At 73.0% G+C, this 25664-nt stretch carries 26 protein-coding genes; 15 read left to right on the forward strand and 11 right to left on the reverse strand.

All coding sequences use genetic code 11. The features are described from left to right. The first annotated feature begins 48 nt into the window (after positions 1-48). The gene (locus ACIG47_RS16010) at positions 49-1506 is read left to right on the forward strand and encodes a hypothetical protein (RefSeq protein ID WP_397431956.1); all 1458 of its coding nucleotides are present in this window, start codon (positions 49-51) and stop codon (positions 1504-1506) included. Here the strand turns inward: ACIG47_RS16010 and ACIG47_RS16015 are convergent. The 3 genes from ACIG47_RS16015 to lpdA form a co-directional block, all read right to left on the reverse strand. Continuing rightward, positions 1490-2425 carry a TIGR01777 family oxidoreductase gene (locus tag ACIG47_RS16015; protein ID WP_397431957.1) on the reverse strand — a complete coding sequence of 312 codons (936 nt, stop codon included), beginning with the start codon at positions 2423-2425 and terminating at the stop codon, positions 1490-1492. The genes ACIG47_RS16010 and ACIG47_RS16015 overlap by 17 nt on opposite strands. Positions 2426-2552: 127 nt before the next feature. After that, entirely contained in the window at positions 2553-4388 is a 1836-nt protein-coding gene (sucB, locus tag ACIG47_RS16020) for a 2-oxoglutarate dehydrogenase, E2 component, dihydrolipoamide succinyltransferase (protein ID WP_397431959.1), read from the reverse strand. A 29-nt stretch (positions 4389-4417) separates the two neighbouring features. Then, positions 4418-5860, reverse strand: a complete 1443-nt coding sequence (lpdA, locus tag ACIG47_RS16025) for a dihydrolipoyl dehydrogenase (protein ID WP_397431960.1) — start codon at positions 5858-5860, stop codon at positions 4418-4420. Positions 5861-6092: 232 nt separating this feature from the next. Here lpdA and ACIG47_RS16030 point away from each other — a divergent pair, with 232 nt between their 5' ends. After that, positions 6093-6446: an oxidoreductase gene (locus tag ACIG47_RS16030; RefSeq protein WP_397431961.1), complete on the forward strand. Its 354-nt coding sequence runs from the start codon at positions 6093-6095 to the stop codon at positions 6444-6446. On the opposite strand, the gene ACIG47_RS16035 is transcribed toward ACIG47_RS16030, so the two are convergent. Then, positions 6447-7979, reverse strand: a complete 1533-nt coding sequence (locus ACIG47_RS16035; RefSeq protein WP_397431963.1) for a leucyl aminopeptidase — start codon at positions 7977-7979, stop codon at positions 6447-6449. It lies immediately after the preceding gene. A gap of 132 nt (positions 7980-8111) precedes the next feature. Here ACIG47_RS16035 and ACIG47_RS16040 point away from each other — a divergent pair, with 132 nt between their 5' ends. The 5 genes from ACIG47_RS16040 to ACIG47_RS16060 are packed head-to-tail and all read left to right on the forward strand — an operon-like array spanning position 8112 to position 11093. Next, a complete protein-coding gene (locus ACIG47_RS16040) occupies positions 8112-8471 on the forward strand; it encodes a hypothetical protein (protein WP_397431965.1) in 360 nt (119 codons plus the stop codon). Further along, positions 8468-8923, forward strand: a complete 456-nt coding sequence (locus tag ACIG47_RS16045; protein WP_397431967.1) for a hypothetical protein — start codon at positions 8468-8470, stop codon at positions 8921-8923. Before ACIG47_RS16040 ends, ACIG47_RS16045 begins: the two co-directional genes overlap by 4 nt. After that, positions 8920-10011 carry a quinone-dependent dihydroorotate dehydrogenase gene (locus ACIG47_RS16050; RefSeq protein ID WP_397431969.1) on the forward strand — a complete coding sequence of 364 codons (1092 nt, stop codon included), beginning with the start codon at positions 8920-8922 and terminating at the stop codon, positions 10009-10011. The genes ACIG47_RS16045 and ACIG47_RS16050 overlap by 4 nt, the downstream gene beginning before the upstream one ends. Beyond that, positions 10008-10217 carry a hypothetical protein gene (locus tag ACIG47_RS16055; RefSeq protein WP_397412583.1) on the forward strand — a complete coding sequence of 70 codons (210 nt, stop codon included), beginning with the start codon at positions 10008-10010 and terminating at the stop codon, positions 10215-10217. Before ACIG47_RS16050 ends, ACIG47_RS16055 begins: the two co-directional genes overlap by 4 nt. Before the next feature lie 60 nt (positions 10218-10277). Then, positions 10278-11093: a putative hydro-lyase gene (locus tag ACIG47_RS16060; protein WP_397431971.1), complete on the forward strand. Its 816-nt coding sequence runs from the start codon at positions 10278-10280 to the stop codon at positions 11091-11093. 44 nt (positions 11094-11137) lie between these two features. Here ACIG47_RS16060 and ACIG47_RS16065 read toward each other — a convergent pair whose 3' ends face one another. Then, positions 11138-12625, reverse strand: coding sequence for a PLP-dependent aminotransferase family protein (locus ACIG47_RS16065; RefSeq protein WP_397431973.1), 1488 nt, complete (start codon positions 12623-12625; stop codon positions 11138-11140). A gap of 61 nt (positions 12626-12686) precedes the next feature. On the opposite strand from ACIG47_RS16065, the gene ACIG47_RS16070 reads away from it, so the two are divergent. Continuing rightward, positions 12687-13370 carry a YitT family protein gene (locus ACIG47_RS16070; RefSeq protein WP_397431975.1) on the forward strand — a complete coding sequence of 228 codons (684 nt, stop codon included), beginning with the start codon at positions 12687-12689 and terminating at the stop codon, positions 13368-13370. A gap of 98 nt (positions 13371-13468) precedes the next feature. Continuing rightward, positions 13469-14482, forward strand: a complete 1014-nt coding sequence (locus tag ACIG47_RS16075) for an aldo/keto reductase family protein (protein WP_397431976.1) — start codon at positions 13469-13471, stop codon at positions 14480-14482. Positions 14483-14579: 97 nt separating this feature from the next. On the opposite strand, the gene ACIG47_RS16080 is transcribed toward ACIG47_RS16075, so the two are convergent. Then, positions 14580-15197: a DUF3043 domain-containing protein gene (locus ACIG47_RS16080; protein ID WP_397412592.1), complete on the reverse strand. Its 618-nt coding sequence runs from the start codon at positions 15195-15197 to the stop codon at positions 14580-14582. 56 nt (positions 15198-15253) lie between these two features. Between ACIG47_RS16080 and ACIG47_RS16085 the strand changes: the two genes are divergently transcribed. Next, positions 15254-16633: a dipeptidase gene (locus ACIG47_RS16085; protein WP_397431978.1), complete on the forward strand. Its 1380-nt coding sequence runs from the start codon at positions 15254-15256 to the stop codon at positions 16631-16633. Positions 16634-16684: 51 nt separating this feature from the next. On the opposite strand, the gene ACIG47_RS16090 is transcribed toward ACIG47_RS16085, so the two are convergent. The 3 genes from ACIG47_RS16090 to nadA form a co-directional block, all read right to left on the reverse strand. Next, the gene (locus ACIG47_RS16090; RefSeq protein WP_397431980.1) at positions 16685-17227 is read right to left on the reverse strand and encodes an acyl-CoA thioesterase; all 543 of its coding nucleotides are present in this window, start codon (positions 17225-17227) and stop codon (positions 16685-16687) included. A gap of 76 nt (positions 17228-17303) precedes the next feature. Then, on the reverse strand, positions 17304-17888 hold the full coding sequence (locus ACIG47_RS16095; protein WP_397412598.1) for a DJ-1/PfpI family protein: 585 nt from the start codon (positions 17886-17888) through the stop codon (positions 17304-17306). A gap of 23 nt (positions 17889-17911) precedes the next feature. Further along, complete coding sequence (gene nadA / locus ACIG47_RS16100) at positions 17912-19126, reverse strand: quinolinate synthase NadA (protein WP_397432061.1); 1215 nt, start codon at positions 19124-19126, stop codon at positions 17912-17914. Positions 19127-19166: 40 nt separating this feature from the next. On the opposite strand from nadA, the gene ACIG47_RS16105 reads away from it, so the two are divergent. Beyond that, the gene (locus ACIG47_RS16105; protein WP_397431982.1) at positions 19167-19739 is read left to right on the forward strand and encodes a hypothetical protein; all 573 of its coding nucleotides are present in this window, start codon (positions 19167-19169) and stop codon (positions 19737-19739) included. Between the two features lie 171 nt (positions 19740-19910). Next, complete coding sequence (erpA, locus tag ACIG47_RS16110) at positions 19911-20264, forward strand: iron-sulfur cluster insertion protein ErpA (RefSeq protein ID WP_119143950.1); 354 nt, start codon at positions 19911-19913, stop codon at positions 20262-20264. Between the two features lie 311 nt (positions 20265-20575). Here the strand turns inward: erpA and ACIG47_RS16115 are convergent, their stop codons facing one another. Beyond that, the gene (locus ACIG47_RS16115) at positions 20576-20878 is read right to left on the reverse strand and encodes a sulfurtransferase TusA family protein (RefSeq protein ID WP_397431984.1); all 303 of its coding nucleotides are present in this window, start codon (positions 20876-20878) and stop codon (positions 20576-20578) included. Positions 20879-20916: 38 nt separating this feature from the next. Continuing rightward, positions 20917-22095, reverse strand: coding sequence for a cysteine desulfurase family protein (locus tag ACIG47_RS16120; RefSeq protein WP_397431985.1), 1179 nt, complete (start codon positions 22093-22095; stop codon positions 20917-20919). Positions 22096-22459: 364 nt separating this feature from the next. Between ACIG47_RS16120 and coxB the strand changes: the two genes are divergently transcribed. From coxB to ACIG47_RS16135, 3 genes are read left to right on the forward strand one after another with little or no spacing between them, the layout of a single operon-like run. Then, positions 22460-23383 carry a cytochrome c oxidase subunit II gene (gene coxB, locus ACIG47_RS16125; RefSeq protein WP_397431987.1) on the forward strand — a complete coding sequence of 308 codons (924 nt, stop codon included), beginning with the start codon at positions 22460-22462 and terminating at the stop codon, positions 23381-23383. Beyond that, positions 23383-25197 (forward strand): cytochrome c oxidase subunit I, encoded by a 1815-nt coding sequence (gene ctaD, locus ACIG47_RS16130; RefSeq protein WP_397412608.1) that lies wholly within the window; start codon positions 23383-23385, stop codon positions 25195-25197. Before coxB ends, ctaD begins: the two co-directional genes overlap by 1 nt. Continuing rightward, entirely contained in the window at positions 25194-25595 is a 402-nt protein-coding gene (locus tag ACIG47_RS16135) for a cytochrome c oxidase subunit 4 (RefSeq protein WP_397412610.1), read from the forward strand. The genes ctaD and ACIG47_RS16135 overlap by 4 nt, the downstream gene beginning before the upstream one ends. Positions 25596-25664: the final 69 nt, after the last annotated feature.

A 25664-nucleotide genomic window follows, 5' to 3' on the forward strand; every position in this document is an offset into this window, starting at 1 on the left:
TCCTGTGGATAAAGGGCGCGTTCCGACCGCCGGAGTTCTCATGAACGAGTGCACTACATCGAATCTGCGGAACTGGTCCGCGTAGCCGTCCCCACGGACGCCGCGGCGCGCGCCCTGCTGGTGCGCCGACTGGACACACTCGCGACACTGGACCACCCCCATCTGGTGCCGCTCATCGCGATCTCCCCGAACGGGCCGGACAACCTCGACGTGCGGCTCTCGCGCACGGGAGCGGTCGACCTGCCCACCGCCGTCGGCTCGCGGGGTCCCCTGACGCCCGCGGAGGGATCCGGTGTCACCGTCGCGATCGCCCAGGCGCTCGCGGCCCTGCACAGCGTGGGCCTCGTCCACGGCGGGGTACGGCCCACCGACGTGCTGCTCCGCTCCGACGGCACCGCGGTCCTGCGCCCCCGCGTGACGCTCCCGGAGCACAGCGACGACCCGGTCGACGTCACGTCCCTGGCGACGCTCATCGAGTCGGTGCTCGGCTTCCCCGGTCCGAGCATGCACTCCGAGGCGGACGAGGCACTGCGCTCCGTGCTCGCCCGCGCCCGCGCCGAGGACCCCCGGGACCGCCCCGAGCCGGGCACCCTCGCCTCCCTGGTGCACGACGCCGTGCCGCCGGAGCCGGTGCGCCTCCCCGACGGTTCCGCGCTGGTGTCGGCCGCGCTCAGCGGTCCGGTGCCCCTCACGGGCCACGTGCCGCTCGGCGCGCACACCCCGTCGGCGTGGCGGTCCGCCGCGCGGACGCTGACCGGCTCGCTCGCCGCCGTGGACGGCCGGGCCTGGGCGGCCAAGGCGCGCCGCCGGGCGACGATGCCCCTGAGCGGCAGCGCAGGCGCGGCGGCGGTGAGCGGCACCACCCAGCCGCGGACGACGGCGGTCTCGCTGGTTGCGACGGGCATGATCGCCGCGGGTGTCATCGCGGGCGTCACCGCCGGCGTCATGGCGCTGCCCAACATGTTCGGCAGCGAGGAGCCCGCGGTCGCCGCGCCCACGCCGGAGGCGTCCGCGCCCCGCTGGGGCGGCATCAGCCCGGTCGCGAACGCCAAGGACCCGGCCGGCGCCGCGGTCGAGCTCACCGAGCGCCGCCTGGCGCTGCTGGCGGGGGCCGTGTCGGACATCAAGACCGTCAACGTGGAGGGCTCGCCCGCCTACCAGGCGGACGAGAAGATCATCGACGAGCTCCGGCAGTCCGGCGCGCAGGTGGTCGGGGCGTCGGCGGAGGTGGAGTCGACGGAGCTGGTGACCATGGGACCGGGCGCCGCGTCCGCCCTGGAGGACGTCGCCCCCGCGTCGCTGACGACGTCCGAGAGCTCCGACGCGCCCGCGGCGGAGCAGGCCTCGAAGGCCCCCATCGAGGCGGTCGTCCGGATCGAGTACACGATCAGCGCGCACCTGCAGGTGTCGACCGACGGCGAGACGGCGGTGCCGGCGTCCAAGGAGTCGGCCGACCTGATCCTCGTGTGGACGCCGGGCGGCTGGCGCGTCAGCGAGGTGCGCTGACCTCGTCCACCACCCAGCGGGCCGCCTCCTGAGGGCTGGTGTGCGCCCAGGCGAAGCCGGTCCGGGCGAGCACCCCGGGGACGACCCGCTGGGAGGCGACGAGGTCGCCGGCGAACTCGCCGACCGCGACCCGCAGCGCGAACCGTGGCACCGTCAGCACCGCCGGGCGGTGCAGCGCCTGCGCCAGGGCCCGGGTCACGACCCGGTTCGTGGTGGGCTCCGGGGCGACGGCGTTCACGGGCCCCCGGACGTCCTGCGCCCCGATGACGTGGCGGATCGCGGCCACCTCGTCGGCGAGGGTGATCCAGCTCCACCACTGGCGGCCGCTGCCGAGCGGCCCGCCGACGCCGAGACGCAGGAGCGGCAGCAGCCTGCCCAGCGCGCCGCCGCTCGGCGCCAGGACCAGGCCCGTGCGCAGCCAGACGACGCGCCCGCCTGCCTCCGTGGCGGGGGCGGTGGCGTTCTCCCACGCCTCGACCAGCCCGGCCAGGAAGTCCTCGCCCCGTCCCGACGCCTCCGTGAGCACCTCGTCCCCGCGGTCGCCGTAGGCACCGATCGCGGAGCCGTTGACCAGCACGGGCGGGGTGTCCAGGCGGGCTATGGTCCGGGCGAGCAGGCTCGTGGTCGTGGTCCGGGAGCCGACGAGCGTCTGCTTGTAGGCCGCTGTCCAGCGATGGTCGCCGATCCCGGCGCCGGCCAGGTTGACGACGGCGTCCGCCCCCTCCAGCGCGGCAGGGTCGAGCTCGCCCGTGCGCGGGTCCCACTCCAAATCCCGGACACCCGGCGCCGGGCCGGTGGTGTCCGCGGACGGGGCAGCGCCCCGGCGCACCAGCCGCCGCACACCGTCCCCGCGCGCCACGAGGTCTGCGACGAGCGCGGAGCCGATGAGTCCGTGCGATCCGGCGACCACCACATCCATCCCGCGAATGTAGCGCGGCGACCGTGGGCACGGAGGGACGACGACGGCCGGCCCCGGAGTCGGGACCGGCCGTCGTCGAGTGCTGGCCGTCAGGCGCGCGTCTAGGACGTGCGCGGGCGGCTGTGCGTCAGAGACCGACCTCGGCCTCGAACGCGCCCTCCTCGATGCGGTTCTTGATCGCGGTGAGGAAGCGGGCTGCGTCCGCGCCGTCGACCAGACGGTGGTCGTAGGACAGGAAGATGTACGCCATCGAGCGCACCGCGATGCTCTCGTTGCCCAGCGGGTCCGTCACGACGACCGGGCGCTTGGTGATGGTGCCCGTGCCCAGGATGGCGGCGTGGCCCAGCGGCACGATCGGGGTGTCGATGAGCGACCCGCCCGACCCGGTGTTCGTGATGTTGAACGTGCCGCCCGACAGCTCGTCCGGCGTCACCTTGTTCGCCCGGGTACGTGCGCCCAGGTCCTGGATCTGGCGCGCGATGCCCGCCAGGTTCAGGTCGCCGGCGTTCTTGATGACCGGGACCACCAGGCCGCGCTCGGTGTCGACCGCGATGCCCACGTTCTCCGACGGGTGGTAGGCGATCTCGCCCTTCTCGGTGTCGATCGTGGCGTTGATCTTCGGGTACGCCTTGAGCGCCTCGACGGCGGCCAGCGTGAAGAACGGCAGGAAGGTCAGCTTGGCGCCCTCGCGAGCGGCGAACGACTCCTTGGCCTTGGCCCGCAGCTGGGCGACGCGGGTGACGTCGACCTCCATGACGGTGGTGAGCTGGGCCTGGGTCTGCACCGCCTCGAGCATCCGCTCGGCGACGATCTTGCGCAGCCGCGACATCTTCTCGGTGGTACCGCGCAGCGGCGAGACCTCGAGCTTGGTCGGGGCCGACGGCGCGGCCGTGGCCGCGGGTGCGGCGGCAGGCGCGGCCGCGGCGGGGGCGGCCTTGGCCTCGGCAGCCGCCAGCACGTCCTCCTTGCGGATGCGGCCACCGACACCGGTGCCCTTGACCTCGGCGACGTCGACACCCTTCTCCGCCGCGAGCTTGCGCACGAGCGGGGTCAGGTACGAGCCGATGGTGCGGCCCGTGGACGCCGCGGCGGGAGCGGCGGGTGCCGGGGCAGCGGGTGCGGGGGCGGCCGCCGGAGCGGGCGCGGGGGCGGCGGGCGCGGGCGCCGGTGCGGGAGCCGCCGGTGCGGGAGCCGCCGGTGCGGGCGCGGCGGCGGGAGCCGGTGCGGGCGCAGGAGCCGGGGCGGCGGCCGTGGCCGGCTCGGGCGAGTCGGCAGCCGGGTCCGGGACGGCGGGGGCCGGCGAGGCAGCCGGGGCGGCCGCGCCGGAGCCGACCAGCGCCAGGACGGCGCCGACCTCGACGGTCTCGTCCTCCTGGACCAGGATCTTCTGGAGCGTGCCGGCGACCGGCGACGGGATCTCGGTGTCGACCTTGTCGGTCGACACCTCGAGCAGCGGCTCGTCGACGGCGACGTCGTCACCGACCTCCTTGAGCCAGCGCGTCACGGTGCCCTCGGTGACCGACTCGCCCAGCGCGGGCAGCGGGACCTCGGTGGCGTCGCCGGACGGCGCGGCGGCCGGAGCCGGGGCCTCGGCGGGCGCGGGCGCCTCGGCGGCAGGCGCGGGCTCCGGTGCGGGGGCGGCGGGCTCCGGCGTCGGCTCAGGGGCGGGCGCCTCGGCGGCCGCGGGCTCGGCGGCCGGAGCCGCGGGAGCGGCACCCGAACCGGAACCGTCGCCGATGACGGCGAGGGTGGCGCCGACCTCGACGGTGTCGTCCTCCTGGACGAGGATCTGCTCGAGCACGCCGGCGATCGGCGACGGGATCTCGGTGTCGACCTTGTCGGTCGACACCTCGAGCAGCGGCTCGTCGACGGCGACCTCGTCGCCGACAGCCTTGAGCCAGCGGGTGACAGTGCCCTCGGTGACGGACTCGCCGAGGGCCGGCAGCTGCACGTTCTCAGACATGACCTGTGGGGTCTCCTTTGTCGTTATGGTCAGTTGTGGGCGTGCAGAGGCTTGCCGGCCAGTGCCATGTGTGCCTCTCCGAGTGCCTCGTTCTGGGTGGGATGTGCGTGGACGAGCGAGGCGACGTCCTCAGGGAACGCCTCCCAGCCCACGATGAGCTGGCCCTCGCCGATCAGCTCGCCCACACGCGAGCCGATCAGGTGCATACCGACCACGGGTCCGTCCTTGCGGCGCACCAGCTTGGCGAAGCCCTGGGTACCCAGGATCTTGCTCTTGCCGTTGCCCGCGAGGTTGTACTCGATGGTCTCCACCTGGTCCGGACCGTACAGCTCCGCGGCCTTCGCCTCGGTGACGCCGACCGACGCCACCTCCGGCTCGCAGTAGGTGACGCGCGGGATCGCCGCCTCGTCGATCGGCGCGGGCGACTGGCCCGCGATCTGCTCGGCCACGTGGATGCCCTGCGCGAACCCGCGGTGGGCGAGCTGCAGGCCCGGCACGATGTCGCCGACCGCCCAGACCTGCCCGCCGGCCGGCGTGGTGACGCCGGTGCGGAGCAGCTCGTCGGTCAGCACGAACCCGCGGTCGACACGGACGCCGGCCGCCTCGTAGCCGAGGTCGGCGGTCCGCGGACCGCGCCCGACGGCGACCAGCAGCAGGTCGGCGTCGAACGTCGTGCCCGACTCCAGCTCGACCTGCACGCCGTCGTCGGACTGCTTGACCTGGGCGAACCGGTCGCCCAGGGAGAACTTGATGCCGCGCTTGCGGAACGCGCGCTCCAGCGCCTTCGAGAGCGCGACGTCCTCGTTCGGGACGAGGTGCGGCAGCGCCTCGACGATCTGCACGTCGGCGCCGAAGGACTTCCAGACGGAGGCGAACTCGACGCCGATCACGCCGCCGCCGAGCACCACGACGGACTTTGGCACGGTGTCGAGCGTGAGGGCCTGGTCGGAGGTGATGACGCGGCCGCCGAGCTCCAGGCCGGGCAGGGTGCGGGCGTACGAGCCGGTCGCGAGGACCACGTGGGTGCCCGTGCAGCGCGACGTGGCGCCGTCCGCGGCCGTGACCTCGACGACGCCGGGGGCCGCGAGCGTGCCTTGCCCCTCGACGACGGTGATCTTCCGCGAGGCGATCAGGCCCTGCAGACCCTTGTACAGGCCCGCGACCACGGAGTCCTTGTAGGCGAGCACGCCCGGCATGTCGATGCCGTCCAGCGAGGTGCGGACGCCGAACTGCGCGCCGTGGGTGGCCGCGTCGGCCACCTCGGCCGCGTGCAGGAGCGCCTTGGTGGGCACGCAGCCGACGTGCAGGCACGTGCCGCCGAGCTTGTCCTTCTCGACCAGGGCGACGGTCAGGCCCAGCTGCGCGGCCCGGAGCGCGGTGGCGTAGCCTCCGCTGCCCCCGCCGAGCACGACGACGTCGAACGTGTCCGGGTTGTCAGGCGATGGCACGTGCTGGCTCCTCGTCGAAGGCATGGGCTCGGGGGCGAACCGTGCACGCGTCCTGCCTGTGGGCGAACCGTGCGCGGATCATGAGCACCGCATGCCATCTTGACACTTCAGCGGGCGTGGCCCCAATCGTGAACCAGCCTCGACGGGTGTGACCGTGGCGACATTCTGTGACAAGAGTGTGGCTTTCCCTGGGACTGCGTCTGGATCTGCGTCGAGTTGCCTAGGCCGGTACGGGTCTCGCTAGTACCCTCGTTCCATGCCCCGCCAGTCCCGTAGCTCGCTCGCGCGATTCTTCCAGCGACGGTCGTCGTCCGGCAGCGGTTCGCGTCCCGGAGGTGGCGACGCGCGCCGTCAGACGATGGCCCACCTCGGTGAGTTCATCAGCACGCGGGTCGGCGTGGAGGCGTACGTGGAGCCCCCGACCACCGACATCCCCAGCACCGTCCTGCTCGTGGCGAGCACGGGGGAGTGGACGCGCCGCCGGGTGCCGGACGAGCGCACAGCGTTCGACATCGCCAACCAGCTGGGGGTGCCGGTGTACAACGTCCGGTTCACCGGCTACCCCCAGCGGATGCGCGACTGGAACAGCGCCCAGCGCCGCGCCAAGTAGCTACTTCGCCCGGCCCTCGAGGAACGTCAGGAGGGTACGGACGCCCACGCCCGTGCCGCCGCCCGGCGTGTAGTCGTGCGCGCCGCCGTCGTTGAAGGCGGGGCCGGCGATGTCCAGGTGGGCCCACGGGTGGTCGCCCACGAAGGTCTGCAGGAACAGGCCGGCGTTCAGCATGCCGCCCCAGCGCGGGCCGGAGTTGGCGACGTCGGCCACCTTGGACTTGATGTTCGCCTTGAGCTCCTCCGGCAGCGGCATCGGCCAGAACAGCTCGCCGGCGGCGTCGGCAGCGGCCTTGACCTCGTCGCGGACCTCGTCGGTGCCCATGACGGCGGACGTGCGGTTGCCGAGCGCCACCATCTGCGCGCCGGTGAGCGTGGCGATGTCGAGCACCACGTCGTGGCCGTCCTCGACCGCGGAGACCAGGCCGTCGGCCATGACGATGCGGCCCTCGGCGTCGGTGTTGAGCACCTCGACGGTCTTGCCGCCGTAGATGGTGATGACGTCGGCCGGGCGCTGGGCGTTGCCGCCCGGCATGTTCTCGGCGAGGCACAGGTAGCCCGTGACGGCGACCGGCAGGTTCAGCTTCGCGGCGGCGACCACCGTGGACAGGACGGCGGCGGCGCCGGCCATGTCGGACTTCATGGCCTCCATGCCGGCGGCCGGCTTGATCGAGATGCCGCCGGAGTCGAACGTGATGCCCTTGCCGACCAGGGCGACCTTCGCGGTCGGCTTGGCCGGCGTGTAGGCGACCTTGACGAGACGCGGGCCCCGCGACGAGCCCTGGCCGACGGCGGTGAGGCCGCCGTAGCCGCCCGAGGCGAGCTGCTTGTCGTCCAGCACGGTCACCCGGACGTGCTTGACGTCCTTGGCGGCGGCCTTCGCGGCGTCGGCGAACGTGGCGGGGTAGAGCTCGTTGGGTGCGGTGTTGACCAGGTCGCGCGTGGCGTGCACGGCCGCGGCGAGGATCTCGGCGCGCTCGGCGGCGAGCTTGGCCTTCGCGTTCTTGTGCAGCGGGGTGAGGATCTCGATCGCGGCGACCGGGTCCTTGCCGTTCCTGCCGGCGCTCTTCGAGCCCTTGGTGGCGTCCTTCGGGGCTTCCTTGCCCGCGCTGCGGTACCGGTTGAAGGCGTACGCGCCGAGCAGTGCGCCCTCCGTCACCGCGGTGATCTCGTCGTCGTCGGACGCGGGCAGAGCGATCGCGGCGGAGGCGAGCCCGGCGAGCTCGCGCGTCGCCGCACCGGCCGCGCGGCGCAGGGTCTCGGCGGAGAACGTGCCGTCCTCGGCACGCTCGCCGAGGCCCGTCAGGACCAGCACCTCGGCGGCGAGCTGCGGGCCGGCCGGGATCTTGCGCACCTCGTCACGCGCACCCGTCACGCCGAGCTGCGGGGCGAGCGTCTCGAGCTGGGTCAGCAGGTCGGTGGGGAGCTGGTCGGACACGACGGCAACGCCGTCCGACGTCTGGGCGGTCGCCACCACGAGTGCTTCGGCCTTCACGGCGGTGGGATTCTTGCTGGAGAGGGTCACGTCGGTCACGAGGCCGATGGTAACCCGGGGCCCTGACACCCTCCCCGAGCCGCACGGCGCGCGGCCGGGCCGCTCGACAGAGGCGCAGGTCACGTCGGTTCCGATTGCCGCCCCGCAGGTGCGGCCCGGTAGTCTGCGGGCGTGATCCTCGCCCTCCTGCTCCTCGTGGTCGCGCTCTGCGTGGCCCTGGCCGGGTGGGCCGGCTGGTTCGTGGCCCGCGACCGTGCGGTGATCCTGAACCAGCTCTGGGGCGGGGCGGTGATCGAGGGCCTGGTGCTGGTCCAGGGCGTCGTGGCGATCGTCCAGGGCGCCACCGGCGCCGGCGCGGGCGACCCGCTGCTGTTCTGGGGCTACTACGCGACCACCCTGGTGATCCTGCCGATCGCCGCCGCGTGGGCGTTCGCCGAGCGGACCAAGTGGAGCTCGGTGGTGCTGCTGGTGGCGTCGCTGACGGTCGCCTTCCTGGAGTGGCGGCTGTGGCAGATCTGGACGGGAGCATGATGGAGCAGACCACCGGACCGGGTGGCGCGGGACGACCTGCCGGCCGCCGGACCGGACGCGGCTTCGGTCGCGTCCTGGTGACCGTCTACGGCATCCTGGCGTTCGCGGCACTGGGCCGCTCGTCCTACGAGCTGGTCGTGAAGTTCGGCGAGGCGCCGGTGGCGTACTCGCTGTCGACGCTCGCTGCCGTCGTGTACGTCGTGGCGACGTTCGCCCTCGCGATCGGCACCCCCGCGTGGCGGCTGACGGCCTGGGTCACCGTCGGGATCGAGGCTGTCGGCGTGGTGACGGTCGGCGCGCTGTCGCTCGCCGACCCCGAGGCGTTCGGCGAGTCGACCGTGTGGTCCGGGTTCGGCCAGGGCTACGGTTACGTGCCGCTCGTCCTGCCCTTCGTGGGTCTGTGGTGGCTGTGGCGGACGTCGCGCAGCACGTCCGAGGAGAGGACCGCATGAGCTGGCCGTACTCGTTGTTGTTCAACGGCGTCTTCCGCGGCATGGACCCGGAGCGGGCGCACGAGCTCGCGTTCTCGCTCATCGAGCGCGCGGGGAAGGTGCCCGTGCTGCGTGACGTGGTGCAGGGGGCCGTCGCCCCCTACCTCGGTCAGCGCGCCGGGGGGCCGGGCAGCGTCCGGCTCTTCGGCCGGGTCGTGCCCGCACCGTTCGGCCTGGCGGGCGGCTTCGACAAGAACGCGCGCGCGGTGCGCGGCCTGACGATGCTCGGGTTCGGTTTCGTCGAGATCGGCACCGTGACCGCCCACCCGCAGCCCGGCAACGAGAAGCCGCGCATGTGGCGCGAGCTCGACGTGCGCGGCGTGCGCAACCGGATGGGCTTCAACAACGAGGGTGCGGCGGCCGCCGCGCAGCGGCTGCGCGAGCTGCGGAGCACGGCCGCGGGCCGCGCGATCGTCGTGGGCGCCAACATCGGCAAGACCAAGGTCACGCCGCCCGAGGAGGCCGCCGCCGACTACGCCACGTCGGCCCGGCTGCTGGCACCCTGGGCGGACTACCTCGTGGTCAACGTCTCCTCCCCGAACACGCCCGGCCTGCGCGACCTGCAGGCGACCGAGTCGCTGCGGCCCATCCTCCAGGCCGTGCGGGCCGCCGCCGACGACGCCACCGGCGCGGGGTCGGCGGGCGACGGGCGCCGGGTCCCCCTCCTCGTGAAGATCGCCCCCGACCTGGCGGGCGAGGACATCGACGCCGTCGCCGACCTGGTGCTCGAGCTCGGCCTCGACGGCGTGGTCGCCGTCAACACGACGATCAGCCACGAGCGCGGTCCGGGCGGGCTGTCCGGTCCGCCGCTGCTGGGCCGGGGCCTGGAGGTCGTGGCCCGCCTGCGCGAGCGCCTCGGCACGGGACCGGTCATCATCGGCGTGGGCGGCATCACACGGGCCGACGACGTCCGCGCGTACCTGCGCGCGGGAGCCGACCTGACCCAGGGCTACACGTCGTTCGTCTACGAGGGCCCGCTCTGGGCGTCGGAGATCAACCGTGCGCTGACCCGATCGGCGGGTTCGACGGCAAGTGGGAGGTACGAGTGATCCGTCCGCAGTGGGAGTGGGCCCTGGACGACGCCGAGGGGCGCCGCCTGGACGAGCCCGTGACACCCGTCTTCACCGCGCAGTACGACGCCGAGCAGTGGCTCGGCGAGCACTGGCGCGAGCTGGCCGCCGTGGGCGCGGTGCGGGTGCGGCTGCTGCACGACGGCACCCAGGCCACGCCGGCCGTGGAGCTGCGCACCCCCTGACCGGTGCCGGCAGTCCGTGCCGGCCGTCCGCCCGCGGTCCGCGGGCGGCATGATGGTCCGATGGACGCGGACACCACATCCCTGACGCCGGGCCAGCGCACGCCCGACCAGCACACCCCCGACCAGGCCAGGGCGCGTTTCCGGGCCGGTCTGCGTGTGCCGACGTCGGGCTGGTCCGCGGGGTGGACCCAGGCCAACCTCATCGCGCTGCCGCGGGCCGACGCGTACGACTTCCTGCTGTTCGCACAGCGCAACCCGCAGCCCTGCCCGGTGCTGGACGTCACCGAGCCGGGCGCGGTGTCGGCGTCGATCTTCCGCGGTGACCTCCGTACCGACCTGCCCGCCTACCGCGTGTACCGCGACGGCGAGCTGGTCGAGGAGCTCACCGACGTCACGCACCTGTGGCGCGACGACCTCGTCGCCTTCCTGGTGGGCTGCAGCTTCACCTTCGAGTCGGCGCTCCTCGACGCGGGCGTTCCCGTGCGCCACGTCGAGGCCGGGTCCAACGTGCCCATGTACCGCACCAACCGTGAGTGCCGGCCTGCGGGCGCCCTGAGCGGGCCGCTCGTGGTGTCGATGCGCCCGGTGCCCGCGAGCCAGGTGGCCGACGCCGTCCGCATCACCTCGCGGTACCCCGCCGTGCACGGCGCGCCCGTGCACGTGGGCGACCCCGGGGCGCTGGGCATCGCCGACCTCGCCACCCCCGACTTCGGGGACCCGGTCGAGGTCCGTCCCGGCGAGATCCCCGTCTTCTGGGCCTGCGGCGTGACGCCCCAGGCGGCGGTCATGCGGTCCCGGCCGGCGTTCGCGATCGGGCACGCGCCCGGGCACATGGCGATCACGGACGCACGGGACTCGCGGTACGTGGTGCCGTGAGGTGACGGCGGGCGGCTCACGCGGCCCGGGCCGGCGGGCGGCGGCTACCTGCGCGGGCCGCCGTCGCGGGGTGACACCCGCTCCCAGGCACGGACCAGCCGGGGTACGGCGTCGGCCAGCTCCGCGGGTGACCGGGTGAAGGTGAGCCGCACGTGCGTGGCGGCGCCCGCGCCGTCCGGCGTGAACAGCGGCCCGGCCGCGACGCGCGCGCCCTCGGCCGCCGCCGCGGCGGCGAAGGCCTGGGCGACCGGGCGGCCCAGGTCCACCCAGCAGAACAGCCCGCCCGGCGGTACGGGCACGTCCCACGGCAGCGCGTCGCGCAGCCGGCCGACGAGCAGGTCGCGACGCTCGCGCAGCAGCTGCCGCCGGCCCGGCAGCACCTCGGCCCGGCGGCGCAGCAGGTCGGCCACGGCGAGCTGGTCCAGCACCGCCGTCGCGATGTCCGCCGACTGCCGGGCCCGGGCGAGATGGTCGATCACCCGCGGGTGCGCTCGGATCCAGCCCACGCGCAGACCGCCCCAGAACACCTTCGAGGCCGACCCGACCGACACCACGTGCGGCGAGGTGCCGTCGCCGGCGAAGGGTGCCGGCGTGCCGTCGCCGGACAGGCCGAGCTCGACGAGCGTCTCGTCGCCCACGACGGTGACGCCGTGCCGGTCGGCGATCTCGCGCACCGCCGCCCGCTCGTCGGCCGAGAGCACGGAGCCCGTCGGGTTCTGGTAGTCGGGGACCAGGTACACCAGGCGTGGGTGCGCGCGCCGCACGGCCGAGTCGAGCTGGTCGACGTCGAGCGGGCCGGTGGGCACGCCGAGCAGGCGCCCGCCCGCCTCGCGCATCGCCTCCATCGCGTGGAAGTACGTGGGCGACTCCACCACCGCCCGGTCGCCCGGGTGCAGGTGGGTCCGGGCCAGCAGGGCGATCGCCTGCTGCGCCCCGGTGGTCACCAGGATCTCGTCGGCCGTGGTGGGTACGCCCCGCTCCCGGTACCGCGCGGCGACCGCCTCGCGCAGCGGCGTGAGCCCGTACGGCTCGTACCCGCCCGAGTCCAGGTAGGCGGGCAGGCCCTCCAGGGCCCGCGTGAACGCGTCGTGCAGCTCGGGCGGCGCCGGGGGAGTCGCCTGCCAGAGGTCCAGGTAGCCGGCGGCGGGACGGATGCCGGTGATCCCGTCGGCGGACAGCGCGTCGTCCGCGACCGGGGCGTCGCCGCCCGCGGCCCGGCCCGGCCCGGGGTCCACGGGGCGCTGCGGCAGGGTGGTGACGGTGCCGGAACCGACCCGGCTCACCGCGAAGCCGAGCTCCCGCAGCCGCGCGTACGCGCCCGACGTCGTGGTGCGGGAGACGCGCAGCGTCGCGGCCAGCTCACGCTCGCTCGGCAGCCGGGTGTGCGGGGCCAGCGTGCCGGACAGGACGGCGGCCCGCAGGGCGTCGGCCAGCGCCACGTAGGCCGGTCCGCCCGCGTGCCAGGTGCCGAGCAGCCGGGCGGTGGACGCGGGGGAGAGATGGCGCAGCACGGTCGGGGTCGCGGTGGACATGGGGCCACTCTTGCGCGATTGGCCCTGGAAGACAAGGCCAATGATGCGCACCCTGGATGTCATGACCACGACCACCGGCCCCACGGCCGAGCACGACCTGGATTCCGCCGCCGAGCCCGCCGGGTCGGCGCCCGTCCTGATGTCCCCCGCACGCCGCACCGTCCAGCTCCTCCTGGGCCTGGTCGGCTTCGGTCTCGCCACGGCACTGATGCTGCACTCGGGGCAGGGCGCCATGCCGTGGGCCGTGCTGGACCAGGGCCTCGTGGACCGTACGGGCCTGGCCTACGGCTGGGTGGTGCTCGGCGTGGGGCTGCTGGTGATGCTCGCCTGGATCCCGCTGCGCCAGCGGCCCGGGATCGGCACGGTCGCGAACATCATCGTGATCAGCCTGGTCATCGACCCGGCGCTGTGGGTGCTGGAGCGGCTGCTGCCCGCCCCCGCGCTCGCGGCCGGCGTGGGGCTGGCCCTGGCCGGCATCGTCCTGCTCGGGGTGAGCACCGCCGCCTATGTGGGCGCCCGGCTCGGGCCGGGGCCGCGCGACGGGCTGATGACGGGCCTCGTGCACGTCACGGGGTGGCCGGTGTGGCTGGTGAAGACCGCGATCGAGGTGTCGGTCGTGCTGCTCGGGGTGCTGCTCGGCGGCACGTTCGGCTGGGCGACGGTGGTGTTCGCCTTCGGCGTGGGCCCGGTGGTGCAGGTGGCCGCGCGGTGGCTCGCGCCGTCGGGCCTGACGGGGCGTCACTGACGGCGAAGCAGCCCCCACTCAACCGTAGGGTTCCCTTTCCGCAACCGGGTCCATCACCGGGGTCGATTCGATTCGAAGGTTTGTCATAGGGTGCGGTCATGGTCAACTACCGGTACCTCGGCAACAGCGGTCTCAAGATCTCGGAGATCACCTACGGCAACTGGCTCACCCACGCCTCGCAGGTGGAGAACGACGTCGCCACGGCGTGCGTGCGCGCCGCGCTCGACGCCGGCATCAGCACCTTCGACACGGCGGACGCGTACGCGAACACCGCTGCCGAGCAGGTGCTCGGCGACGCGCTCAAGGGCGAGCGCCGCGAGTCGCTGGAGATCTTCACGAAGGTCTACTGGCCCACCGGCCCCAAGGGCCCCAACGACACCGGCCTGTCGCGCAAGCACGTCATGGAGTCGATCAACGGCTCGCTGAAGCGCCTCGGCACGGACTACGTGGACCTCTACCAGGCGCACCGCTACGACGTGGAGACGCCCCTGGAGGAGACGATGCAGGCGTTCGCCGACATCGTCCGCCAGGGCAAGGCCCTCTACATCGGCGTCTCGGAGTGGACCGCCGACCAGATCCGCGCCGGTGCCGCGCTCGCCAAGGAGCTGGGCTTCCAGCTCATCTCCTCGCAGCCGCAGTACTCGATGCTCTGGCGCGTCATCGAGGACGAGGTCGTCCCCGCCTCGAAGGAGGTCGGCGTCTCGCAGATCGTGTGGTCGCCCATGGCGCAGGGCGTGCTCTCGGGCAAGTACCTGCCGGGCCGGCCGGCGCCCGCGGGCTCGCGTGCCACGGACGAGAAGGGCGGCGCGCAGACGATCAGCCGCTTCATGAACGACGAGACCCTGGCGGCCGTGCAGAACCTCAAGCCGGTCGCCGACGAGCTCGGCCTGTCGATGGCCCAGCTCGCCGTCGCGTGGGTGCTCCAGAACGACAACGTGGCCGCCGCGCTCGTGGGCGCCTCCCGCCCCGAGCAGGTCGCGGAGAACGTCAAGGCGTCGGGCGTGACCATCCCGGCCGAGCTCCTGCAGCAGATCGACGACGCGCTGGCCGGCGTGGTCGTGCGTGACCCGGCCAAGACCCTCGAGGGCATGCCGAAGAAGCGCCCGGCCTGACCTCCTGGCCGGAACGACAGCGAGGTAGAACCCGTCACAGGGTTCTACCTCGCTGTCGTTCTACCTCGGCAGGTGAACTACCTCGGCAGGTGGAGGGTCACTCCGGGTAGTTGCCGCGCTTCTTGCTCATCGGCTTGGGCAGGCGCGACCGGCGCAGCTGGTAGGCCCGCGTGATCGTGTACATCAGCAGGCCGCGCGGCACCTCGCCGAACTTCGCCGTCAGCCGCTTCTTCAGCGACCGCCACAGGAGCCAGACGTCGATGATCGTCAGGAACAGGAACCCGTACAGGCCGAGCATCACGAAGATGCTGAGCTCCGGGTACTGCTGCGTGAAGAACGTCGCGAACAGGAACACGAACGCGACCGGGAGGAAGAACTCGCCGAGGTTCCAGCGCGCGTCCACGTAGTCGCGCACGTACCGGCGCACCGGGCCCTTGTCCTTGGCCGGCATGTACCGCTCGTCGCCGGTCTGCATCGCCTGGTAGGCGCGCTCCCGGTCGACACGCGACTTCTCGCGCTGGGCCTTGCGCGCGGCCTTGCGGTCGTCCGGGACCAGCGGGCGCTTGTTGGCCGCCTGCGCGACGTTGCGCTTGGGCGTGGGCCGTCCCTTGCCGGCGGTGCCCGACGTCGCGTCGGACGGCGGCGTCACCTCGTCAGGGGAGTCGCCCACCGGGGTCACGCCGTCGGGTGTCGAGGTCTTGCTGCGGGAAAACACCCTCCTAGCCTAGTCGCTCGCGGCGGTGCCCTGCTGCCAGCCGTTACCGTGGGCCGGTGACCACCGATACCACCGCGGCCCTCCGGGCCCGCGTCACCGAGCTGTTCCCCGCGCTGCAGGCCGACCTGGAGGCGCTCGTGCGCATCCCGAGCGTCTCCGCAGCGGCCTTCGACCAGGCGCACGTGGCCGCCAGCGCCACGGCCACGGCGCAGCTCCTGCGCGACGCGGGCCTGCCCGACGTGCAGATCCTCTCCGCGCCCCGGCCGGACGGTACCCCGGGCGCACCCGCGGTCGTCGCCCGCCGGCCCGCTCCCGCCGGCGCGCCCACGGTCCTGCTGTACGCCCACCACGACGTGCAGCCGCCGGGCGACCCCGCCACGTGGGACACCGACCCGTTCGAGCCCACCCAGGTGGGGGAGCGGCTCTTCGGCCGCGGTGCCGCGGACGACAAGGCGGGCATCGTGGCCCACCTCGGCGCGCTGCGGGCCCTCGGCCTGCCGGACGGTGCCGACCTGCCCGTGGGGGTCACCGTGTTCCTGGAGGGCGAGGAGGAGTCGGGCTCGCCGTCGTTCCGCGCGTTCCTGGAGACCCACCGCGACCTGCTCGCCGCGGACGTCATCGTCGTGGCGGACTCCACCAACTGGAAGGTGGGCGTCCCCGCCCTGACGACCTCGCTGCGCGGTCTGGTCGACGGCGAGATCGACCTGCCTGTGCTCGACCACGCGGTGCACTCCGGCATGTTCGGCGGGGCCGTCCTGGACGCCGTCACCCTCATGTCCCGCCTCGTGGCCACCTTCCACGACGAGGCCGGCGACGTCGCGGTCGAGGGCCTGGTCACCGCGCCGGAGCCCGAGGTCGACTACGCCGAGGCCGAGTTCCGCGCCGACTCCTCGCTGTTGGACGGGGTGCAGCTCGCCGGCACCGGCACGCTCTCCGGGCGGCTGTGGGCCAAGCCCGCGCTGTCGGTCATCGGGATGGACGTGACCTCGGTGGCGGCCGCCTCCAACACCATCGCGCCGCGCTGCACCGCGAAGATCTCGCTGCGGCTCGCGCCGGGTCAGGACCCGGCGGCGGCCGACGCGGCCCTGGCCGCGCACGTGGCGAAGCATGCGCCGTTCGGCGCTCAGGTCACGTGGCGCTCGGGCGAGCAGGGCAAGCCGTTCCTCGCGCCGGGCGACACGGCCGCCATGCGGGCGGCGCGCGCCGCCTTCACCGAGGCGTGGGGCACGGCGCCGGTCGACGTCGGCGTGGGCGGGTCCATCCCGTTCATCGCGGACCTGCTGGAGGTCTTCCCCTCCGCGGCGATCCTGGTGACCGGCGTCGAGGACCCGGACTCGCGCGCGCACGGCGCGAACGAGTCGGTCCACCTGGGCGAGCTGCAGAAGGTCGTCCTGGCGGAGGCGCTCCTCCTGACGAAGGTCGCCGAGGGGCTCTGACCCGGCCACCCGGGCGGCGCGTCCCGGGCGGCGGGGCTCCGGCTCCCGCCGTCAGGGACGCGCCGGCTCCCGGGGCGCCACGTCCAGCGCGCGCGCCCACGCCGCGACGTCGGCGGGCAGCTCCGGTGAGGGCAGGTCCTCGCCGGTGGCGTCACGGACCACCTCGAACGGCGAGATCCGGTTGCCCTTGCGGCCGAGGAACCGGCTGGCGACGATGCCGCGGGCGTACAGCTTGTCGCCGCGGGTGAACACCTGCTCCAGATAGAAGACACGCTCGTCCCAGCCGAGGATCCGGGTGGTGATCTCGAACCGGTCGAACGGCTGCAGGGACCGGCGGTACTTCATGGTCGAGGCCGCGACCACGGGGGCCCAGCCCTTCTGCCGGGCGACCGGGAACATGCCGAGGTCGGCGATCTGGTTGTTCCGTGCGACGTCCATCATCTGCAGGTACGTGCCGTTGTTGACGTGCAGGTACGAGTCGAGGTCGAGGGGGCCGACGCGCATCCGGGTGACCGACGGGTCGAGCAGCGTCTGCCCGGGGCGGGCCTTGCGGGGGAAGAGTCCGGACCACGTGAGCTGAAGCATGCGAGCCATGTGCCGAAGGTTATACCGGGAACCCGGAGTATCGGATACCTGTTCACGGAGCCGTCGCGGGGTGTTCGGCCGCCGCTCAGCCCGCCTGGATCTCGAACCGCACGGCCCGCGCGACCCCCGGCGTCTCCAGCCGCTCGACCAGGTGCAGTGCCATGTCGATGCCCGCCGACACCCCCGCGGAGGTGACCACGTCGCCGTCGTCCACGTACCGGGCCTCGGTGTCCACGAGGATGCTCGGGTCGAGCGCGGCGAGCTCGTCGTAGTGGCCGTGGTGCGTGGTGGCGGGCCGCCCGGCCAGCAGCCCGGCGGCCGCCAGGGGCAGGGCGCCCGTGCAGACGCTCGCCAGGATCGGCGTCTGCTTGCGGATCTGCCGCAGCCACTCCAGGTGGCCGGGCTCGGCCAGCAGAGGTCGCGTGCCCAGCCCGCCCGGGTAGACCAGCACGTGCAGCGGGCCGACGTCGTCCGCCCCGTGCGCCGGCAGGATCCGCAGCCCCTTCGCGAGCCGCACCCCGGCGCCGTCCCACGAGAACGTGCTCACCGTGGGACGGAGCTGCGAGTGCGAGCCCCACTCGGCGAACACCTCGAACGGCCCGACGACGTCGAGCTCCTCCGCCCCGTCGAAGACGAAGATCCCGATGCGCAGCCCGCCGTTGCCGCTCACTGGTGGGTCCTCGGCCGGTCCGGTCAGATCCCCGGGAGGGCCAGCATCTGGTCGAGCGCCACACGGGCCCAGTGGGCGTCGTCGGCGTCCACGACGATCCGGTTCACCATGCGTCCCTCCACGAGCGACTCCATGGCCCACACCAGGTGGGGCAGGTCGATCCGGTTCATGGTCGAGCAGAAGCACACCGTCGAGTCGAGGTAGTGCACCTGCTTGTCCGGGTGCGCCTTGGCGATGCGGCGGACCAGGTTGAGCTCGGTGCCGATGGCCCAGGCGGACCCGGGCTCCGCGGCCTCGAGCTGCTTGATGATGTACTCGGTCGAGCCCACGTGGTCCGCGGCCGTGACCACCTCGTGCTTGCACTCGGGGTGCACCATCACGTTGATGCCGGGGACGGCGGCGCGGATGTCGGTGACGTTCTGCTCCGAGAAGCGGCCGTGCACCGAGCAGTGGCCGCGCCACAGGATCATCCGCGCGTCGCGCAGCTCCTGGTCGGTCAGGCCGCCGTTCGGCTTGCGCGGGTCGAAGACCACGCACTCGTCCAGCGACATGCCGAGCTGCAGGACCGCGGTGTTGCGGCCCAGGTGCTGGTCGGGCAGGAAGAGCACCTTGCCGGTGCCGTCGACGCCACCCACCTGGTCGAAGGCCCAGCGCAGCGCGACCTCGGCGTTCGAGGAGGTGCAGACGGTGCCGCCGTGCCGCCCGGTGAACGCCTTGATCGCTGCCGACGAGTTCATGTACGTGACGGGGAGGGTGGAGTCCGCGACGCCGGCGTCCTGCAGCACCGCCCAGGCCTCCTCGACCTGGTTGATCGCCGCCATGTCGGCCATCGAGCAGCCCGCCGCGAGGTCGGGCAGCACGACCTGCTGCCGGTCGGAGGTCAGGATGTCCGCGCTCTCGGCCATGAAGTGGACGCCGCAGAACAGGATGAACTCGGCCTCGGGCCGGGCGGCCGCCTCGCGCGCGAGCTTGAACGAGTCGCCCGTGACGTCGGCGAAGTCGATGACCTCGTCGCGCTGGTAGTGGTGCCCCAGGACGAACGCGCGCTCGCCCAGCGCGGCACGTGCGGCGCGGGCCCTGTCGACGAGGTCGGGGTCGCTCGCCGCGGGAAGGTCGCCCGGACACTCCACGCCACGTTCGGACGCCAGGTCACGACCCTGGCCGAGCAGCAGCAGCGGAGAGGGGGCGGGCTCGGAGAAGCCGGTGGGATCAGCCAGCAGGGTGCTCACAGTGAACATCATGACACGCGGTGGTGACACGCAGTCAGGACGTGCCACGATGCCTGACGTGCACGTGCTGCTGCTTGCCGAGACCCTGCCCGACGCCGAGCGACTCGCCTCCGGCTGGCGCGCCGCCGCGCCGCACGCCGGCACCGAGACGCGGGCGGTCCGGGTACCGGGGGCGGGTGCCGTCCGGTCGCCCGCCGCCGCACCCGGGCACGGCCCGGCGGGCGGGAGCGTGCTGCTGGCCGGGTCGGCGATCCCCGTGGGCCGGCCGGCCGCCGTCGGGCCGCAGGACGCCGGACCCGCGCACCCCGGCCCCGTCGCGCCCGGCCCGGCGCCGTCCGCGCTGCCTCCCGCCGAGGGAGCGGCGCTTGCCCGTGCGGCCGGGGACGCCGACGTGGTCGTGGCGTACGTCACGCGGCTGGACGGCGAGGCGCTCCGGCGCGGGGTGGTCGTGGAGGCGGCTGCAGCGGCCGCGCCGCACGCCGTGCCCGTCGTGGTCCTCACGGAGCGCAGCGAGGTGACCAGGCGGGAGTGGTCCACCGCGGGCCTGAGCGGCGTGCACGAGCTCGCCGGCGGCGACGTGGGCCGCGTCGCCCGGACCTGGACGCCCGCCTGGACCGGGTGAACCCACGACACACCGTGCGGACACGCGCGACCACGGACGCATGGTGGCCCGGGCGGCCCGGAGGCGTACGATCCAAGGGAACAACCGGTAGCGGGAACAGACGGACGATCCGATGGGTTGGCACCGCTGAAAGATCGACTACGGGTATGTCGAACACGATCGGGAGATGACATGACCGACACCACCACGGACATCGCAACCCACGGCGTCAACGTCACCGACGTCGCCGCGGGCAAGGTCCGTAGCCTGCTCGAGCAGGAGGGCCGCGACGACCTGCGCCTTCGCGTCGCGGTGCAGCCGGGTGGCTGCTCCGGGCTGATCTACCAGCTCTACTTCGACGAGCGCCTGCTCGACGGGGACGCGCTGCGGGACTACGACGGCGTCGAGGTCGTCGTGGACAAGATGAGCGTGCCGTACCTCGAGGGCGCCACGATCGACTTCAAGGACACGATCGAGCAGCAGGGCTTCACGATCGACAACCCGAACGCGGGCAGCGCATGCGCCTGCGGCGGGTCGTTCTCCTGATCGAGGCTCCCTGCATCGCAGTTCTTCGTACGGCATCGGGCCGGTCACCGTCGCGGTGACCGGCCCGACGTCGTCAGGGGGTGCTGGCCGGGTGTCGGGTCGTCCGCCGGACTGAGGTCGGTCGCTTGACGGGGCCCGGACCGGGTCTTCGGTCGGTCGCCTCCGGATCGGTCCATCGACGGACCGATCCGGAGGCAACCGACCGAAGACAAGGCGCCAGCGCGTGCAGCTGACCGAACTCGGGATGGGTGGACCGGCAGGACGTTCCGGCGGGTCGGCGCACCGGGCCTGCGACAGGAGTGCCGGCCGGCTCAGCCGAGGCGGACCGTGACCGCCCAGCCCGTCCACGCCTCGTCGCCGGAGGCCGAGCCGTCACCCGCAACATCCCCGGCGCCGGGGATGTTGCGGTCGGTACCCTCGGCCCGGTGCTCCACGGTGGCGACGTGCTCGTGACCGCGCATGCGGCACCAGGCAGGGACGTCGAGCCTCGCGGCAGGATCGGTCGACAGCACCGTGAGCTCGGTGCCCGCGGGCAGCCCCCGCGCGGCCGCGGCGAGCCGGATCACGGGCAGCGGGCAGCGCAGCCCGCGAGCGTCCACCAGCGTGTCAGACACACCGGCCACTCTAGTGGCCCCCGGGTCCGGCACGGGTCTCACAGGCCGCCGACGCCGAGCATCTCCCGCACCCGCGCCACCGCCTCCGGCAGCACGGCGCAGAACCGGTCCACGTCGTCCTCGGTCGTGGACCGGTCCAGGGCGATCCGGACGTTGCCGTGCGTGAGCACCCCCATGGCCGCCAGCACGTGCGACGGCTCCAGGGTGCTCGCGGTGCACGCCGAGCCCGAACCCACCGCGAAACCCTGCCGGTCCAGCTCCGTCACGAGCGCCTCGCCGTCCACGTAGAGGAACGAGAACGTGGCGACGTGGGGGAGCCGGTCCGCCGGGTCGCCCACCACCTCGACGTCGGGGATGCGGGCCACCTGCGCCCGCACGCGCTCCACCAGCGCCCGGCGGCGGGCCTCCTGCGCTGCGCGGTCGGACTCGACCGCCTGGAGCGCCACGGCCGCGGCGAACGCGAGCGGCACGCTCACGCCACCGGGCGCCCACGGGTCCTCGTCCTCCGGGCCCACCGCCGCCGTCCGGACCCGCTGCCGTACCGCGAGCACCCCCACGCCGGCCGGACCGCCCCAGTCGGCGGGGTCCGCGGCGAGCAGGTCCCAGGTGCCGGGCACCGCCACGTGGCCGACGCTCGCGCCCGCGTCGACCAGGAGGGGGACGCCGGCCGCGCGCGCGGCCTCGTGCACCGCCTCGACGGGCTGGAGCGTGCCCACCTCGCCGTTCGCGTGCTGCAGGGCGGCCAGCGCGACGCCTGGTCCGCGGACGGCCTCGGCCATCGCACCGGCGTCGACCCGCCCGTGCCGGTCGACCGGTACGACGAGGGGCCCGCCTGCGGGAGCCGAGGCCCCCGCGCCGCCCCCGGCGTGCTCCGCCGCGTGCAGCACCGCGGCCCGCTCGACGGCGCTCGCGACGACCGTGCTCCCCACGCGGTGCCGCGCGGCGGCGGCCGCGGCGACGGCCGCGTGGAGCGAGGCCGTGTGGCTCGGGGTGAGGTGGACCTCCTGCGTGCGCGCGCCGAGCACCGCGGCGATCGCCTCGCGGGCGCCGTCCAGCAGCCGCGCGGCGCGCCGGCCCTCGGCGTGCAGACGGCGCGGGTCGGCCCACCCGTCGCCGAGGGCCTGCTCGAACGCCTGCCGCGCGAGCGGGTGCCACGGGGCGCGCCCGCCGTTGTCGAGGTGCACCCGGCCGGGGGTGCCCGGGGTGGCGTGGCTCACATGTCCTCCTGCTCCTGGGTACCGGGCCGTGCGGTGCCTGGCCCGCGGCCCGGTGACGCGTTCCGGCGCCCGGATGTCGTTGGGACGACGGCGGGACGTGGTCCGTCACCGCCACCGACACCTGATCCTCGCACCCGGCCCCGTCCGCCCGCCGCCGCCATCGTTCTGACACGACCTGGGTGCGTGTCCTGAACAGCGTCGATGGGCGCCCCGGGTGCGGAGTGCGTCACGTCCGGGAGGGGGCCTTCCGGGCATCATCAGGCCCCGGAGCGCGCTAGGCTGCATCTCATCGAGGACGAAGGTTCTGCGTGGAGCTCGGGAGGATACCGGTGCGACGCGCCGGACGAGACGTGAAAGGCCTCCCTTGCACTCGAAGCCACCTACCCGCACCCGGCGGGCCATCCTGCGCGCGTCGGCACTCGCCGTCGCCGTCGCAGTGCTGGCCACGGGCTGCGCCAGTGAATCCGTCCAGCGCGGATACCTGCCCGGCTACAGCGACGGGGAGGTGACTAACCAGACCGGACGCATCACCGACCTGTGGGTGGGCTCGTGGATCGCCGCCCTCGCGGTGGGCATCGTGACGTGGGGCCTGATGCTGTGGTGCATCGCGGCCTACCGCAAGCGCAAGGACGACCACCAGCTCCCGGTGCAGACGCGCTACCACCTGCCGCTCGAGCTCATGTACACGGCCGTGCCGCTGATCATGGTGCTGGTGCTGTTCTGGTACACCGACCGGGACATGACGGAGATCCAGACCGTCGACGGCACCGCGACCGAGCACATCCAGGTGGTCGGCAAGCAGTGGAGCTGGGACTTCAACTACCTCGACGCCGACGTCTACGACTACGGCGAGCACGAGGCGGACCCCGGCAGCCTCACCGCCGAGGACCAGGTCGACGGCGCGGTCGGGACCTCGACGTCCTTCCCGACGCTGTACCTGCCGGTGAACGAGACCGTGGAGTTCACGCTGGAGTCGCGTGACGTCATCCACTCGTTCTGGATCCCTGCCTTCCTGTACAAGCAGGACATGATCCCGAACCGGACCAACACCTTCCAGGTGACGCCGACCCGCGAGGGCACCTACGCCGGCAAGTGCGCCGAGCTCTGCGGCGAGTTCCACTCGGGCATGCTGTTCAACGTGAAGGTCGTGTCGGCCGAGGAGTACGACGCCCACATGGCCGAGCTCGCCGCCAAGGGACAGACCGGCTCGCTGGGCATGGACCTCGCCCGCACCGCCGGCCCGGTGGACACGCCGGCGGCAACCGAAGAAGAGGAGGCTGGGCACTGATGGCCGCAGCGACCACGACCGAGCTGGTCCCGGGCCTGGCGCCCGGGCGACAGTCGCTCGGCCGGACCATCGTCAAGTGGATCACCTCCACTGACCACAAGACGATCGGGTACCTCTACCTGATCACGTCGTTCATCTTCTTCTGCATCGGCGGCCTGATGGCGCTGCTGATCCGCGCCGAGCTCTTCGAGCCGGGCATCCAGCTCGTGCAGAGCAAGGAGCAGTACAACCAGCTCTTCACGATGCACGGCACCGTGATGCTGCTGCTGTTCGCGACCCCGCTCTTCGCGGGCTTCGCGAACGTGATCATGCCGCTCCAGATCGGCGCGCCCGACGTCGCGTTCCCGCGACTGAACATGTTCGCCTACTGGCTGTTCCTGTTCGGCGGCCTCATCACGACGGCCGGCTTCCTCACCCCGCAGGGTGCCGCCTCGTTCGGGTGGTTCGCGTACGCGCCGTTGTCGACCACCACCTACAGTCCAGGGTTGGGTGGAGACCTCTGGGTGTTCGGCCTGGCGCTGGCCGGTTTCGGCACGATCCTCGGTGGCGTCAACTTCATCACCACGATCATCACGATGCGCGCGCCGGGCATGACCATGTTCCGGATGCCGATCTTCACGTGGAACACGCTGATCACCAGCCTGCTGATCCTGATGGCGTTCCCGCCGCTGGCCGCGGCCCTGTTCGCACTCGGTGCGGACCGGCGCCTGGACGCGCAGATCTTCAACCCGGAGAATGGCGGCGCCATCCTCTGGCAGCACCTGTTCTGGTTCTTCGGGCACCCTGAGGTGTACATCATCGCGCTGCCGTTCTTCGGCATCGTCTCGGAGATCCTGCCGGTGTTCAGCCGCAAGCCGATCTTCGGCTACACGGGCCTCGTGTACGCGACCATCGCCATCGCCGCCCTGTCGGTGACGGTGTGGGCGCACCACATGTACGTGACCGGCGCCGTCATGCTGCCGTTCTTCGCGTTCATGACGATGCTCATCGCCGTGCCGACCGGCGTGAAGTTCTTCAACTGGATCGGCACGATGTGGCGAGGGAAACTCACCTTCGAGACGCCGATGCTCTGGTCCATCGGCTTCCTGGTGACATTCCTCTTCGGTGGCCTGACGGGCATCATCCTGTCGAGCCCGGCCCTGGACTTCCAGCTCTCCGACTCGTACTTCGTGGTGGCGCACTTCCACTACGTGGTCTTCGGCACCGTGGTGTTCGCGATGTTCGCCGGCTTCTACTTCTGGTGGCCCAAGTTCACCGGCAAGATGCTGAGCGAGCGGCTGGGCAAGCTGCACTTCTGGCTGCTCTTCGTGGGCTTCCACACGACCTTCCTGATCCAGCACTGGCTGGGTGTCGAGGGCATGCCGCGCCGTTACGCCGACTACATGCCCGAGGAGGGCTTCACCTGGGAGAACCAGGTGTCGACGATCGGTGCGTTCATCCTCGCCGCCTCGACGCTGCCGTTCCTCTGGAACGTCTACGTCACCGCGCGCAAGGCGCCGAAGGTCACCGTGGACGACCCGTGGGGCTACGGCCGCTCCCTGGAGTGGGCCACGTCCTGCCCGCCGCCGCGGCACAACTTCGCCTCGCTCCCGCGCATCCGCTCGGAGTCGCCGGCGTTCGACCTGCACCACCCCGAGGTGGTCGCCATGGAGCGCCCCGAGTACGACCGCGGTGTGCTCGACAACATCTACGGCGAGGCCGACCGGCGGGGCCAGGACACCCAGGCCCAGCAGCGCACCGCGGACGGCGGCGGCGAGTCGGGTCAGAGCAGCACGACGATCGTTGACACGCCGGACGAGGGGACCAGCAAGTGAAGATCGAGACCCGGCTGTTCCTCTGGGGGACACCCATCTTCGTCGGGGCCGGCATCGTCTACGGCTTCATGACGGACTGGACCGAGCCGGTCGGCTTCCTCGGCATGCCGCTCGTGGGCGGCCTGGTGGCGATGATCGGTGCGTACCTGGCCCTCACGGCCCGCCGCATCGACGCCCGCCCGGAGGACGACCCGAACGGCAACATCGAGGACGCCGCGGGCGACCAGGGCGTGTACGCGCCGTGGAGCTGGTGGCCGCTGGCGATCGCGGGATCGGCCGCGATCTGCTTCCTCGGCCTGGCCGTGGGCTGGTGGGTGCTCTACATCGGCTTCTGCGTGGCCGTGATCGCGCTGGTGGGCTGGGTGTTCGAGTTCTCGCGAGGTATCCACTCGCACTGATCGCACTCCCGCCGAGACGGAACGGGGGCCCGAGCGCTGACCAGCGCTCGGGCCCCCGTTCCGTCTCGC

Source organism: Promicromonospora sp. NPDC052451 (assembly GCF_044547525.1).
Lineage (GTDB): Bacteria > Actinomycetota > Actinomycetes > Actinomycetales > Cellulomonadaceae > Promicromonospora.

Excerpts from the sequence above, each read along its gene's own strand:
- ACIG47_RS16015 (WP_397431957.1), bottom strand. The coding sequence starts at position 2,425 with ATGGATGTGGTGGTCGCCGGATCGCACGGACTCATCGGCTCCGCGCTC.
- sucB (WP_397431959.1), bottom strand. The coding sequence starts at position 4,388 with ATGTCTGAGAACGTGCAGCTGCCGGCCCTCGGCGAGTCCGTCACCGAG.
- lpdA (WP_397431960.1), bottom strand. The coding sequence starts at position 5,860 with ATGCCTTCGACGAGGAGCCAGCACGTGCCATCGCCTGACAACCCGGAC.
- ACIG47_RS16030 (WP_397431961.1), top strand. The coding sequence starts at position 6,093 with ATGCCCCGCCAGTCCCGTAGCTCGCTCGCGCGATTCTTCCAGCGACGG.
- ACIG47_RS16045 (WP_397431967.1), top strand. The coding sequence starts at position 8,468 with ATGATGGAGCAGACCACCGGACCGGGTGGCGCGGGACGACCTGCCGGC.
- ACIG47_RS16050 (WP_397431969.1), top strand. The coding sequence starts at position 8,920 with ATGAGCTGGCCGTACTCGTTGTTGTTCAACGGCGTCTTCCGCGGCATG.
- ACIG47_RS16060 (WP_397431971.1), top strand. The coding sequence starts at position 10,278 with ATGGACGCGGACACCACATCCCTGACGCCGGGCCAGCGCACGCCCGAC.
- ACIG47_RS16065 (WP_397431973.1), bottom strand. The coding sequence starts at position 12,625 with ATGTCCACCGCGACCCCGACCGTGCTGCGCCATCTCTCCCCCGCGTCC.
- ACIG47_RS16070 (WP_397431975.1), top strand. The coding sequence starts at position 12,687 with ATGACCACGACCACCGGCCCCACGGCCGAGCACGACCTGGATTCCGCC.
- ACIG47_RS16075 (WP_397431976.1), top strand. The coding sequence starts at position 13,469 with ATGGTCAACTACCGGTACCTCGGCAACAGCGGTCTCAAGATCTCGGAG.
- ACIG47_RS16090 (WP_397431980.1), bottom strand. The coding sequence starts at position 17,227 with ATGGCTCGCATGCTTCAGCTCACGTGGTCCGGACTCTTCCCCCGCAAG.
- nadA (WP_397432061.1), bottom strand. The coding sequence starts at position 19,126 with ATGTTCACTGTGAGCACCCTGCTGGCTGATCCCACCGGCTTCTCCGAG.
- ACIG47_RS16105 (WP_397431982.1), top strand. The coding sequence starts at position 19,167 with ATGCCTGACGTGCACGTGCTGCTGCTTGCCGAGACCCTGCCCGACGCC.
- erpA (WP_119143950.1), top strand. The coding sequence starts at position 19,911 with ATGACCGACACCACCACGGACATCGCAACCCACGGCGTCAACGTCACC.
- ctaD (WP_397412608.1), top strand. The coding sequence starts at position 23,383 with ATGGCCGCAGCGACCACGACCGAGCTGGTCCCGGGCCTGGCGCCCGGG.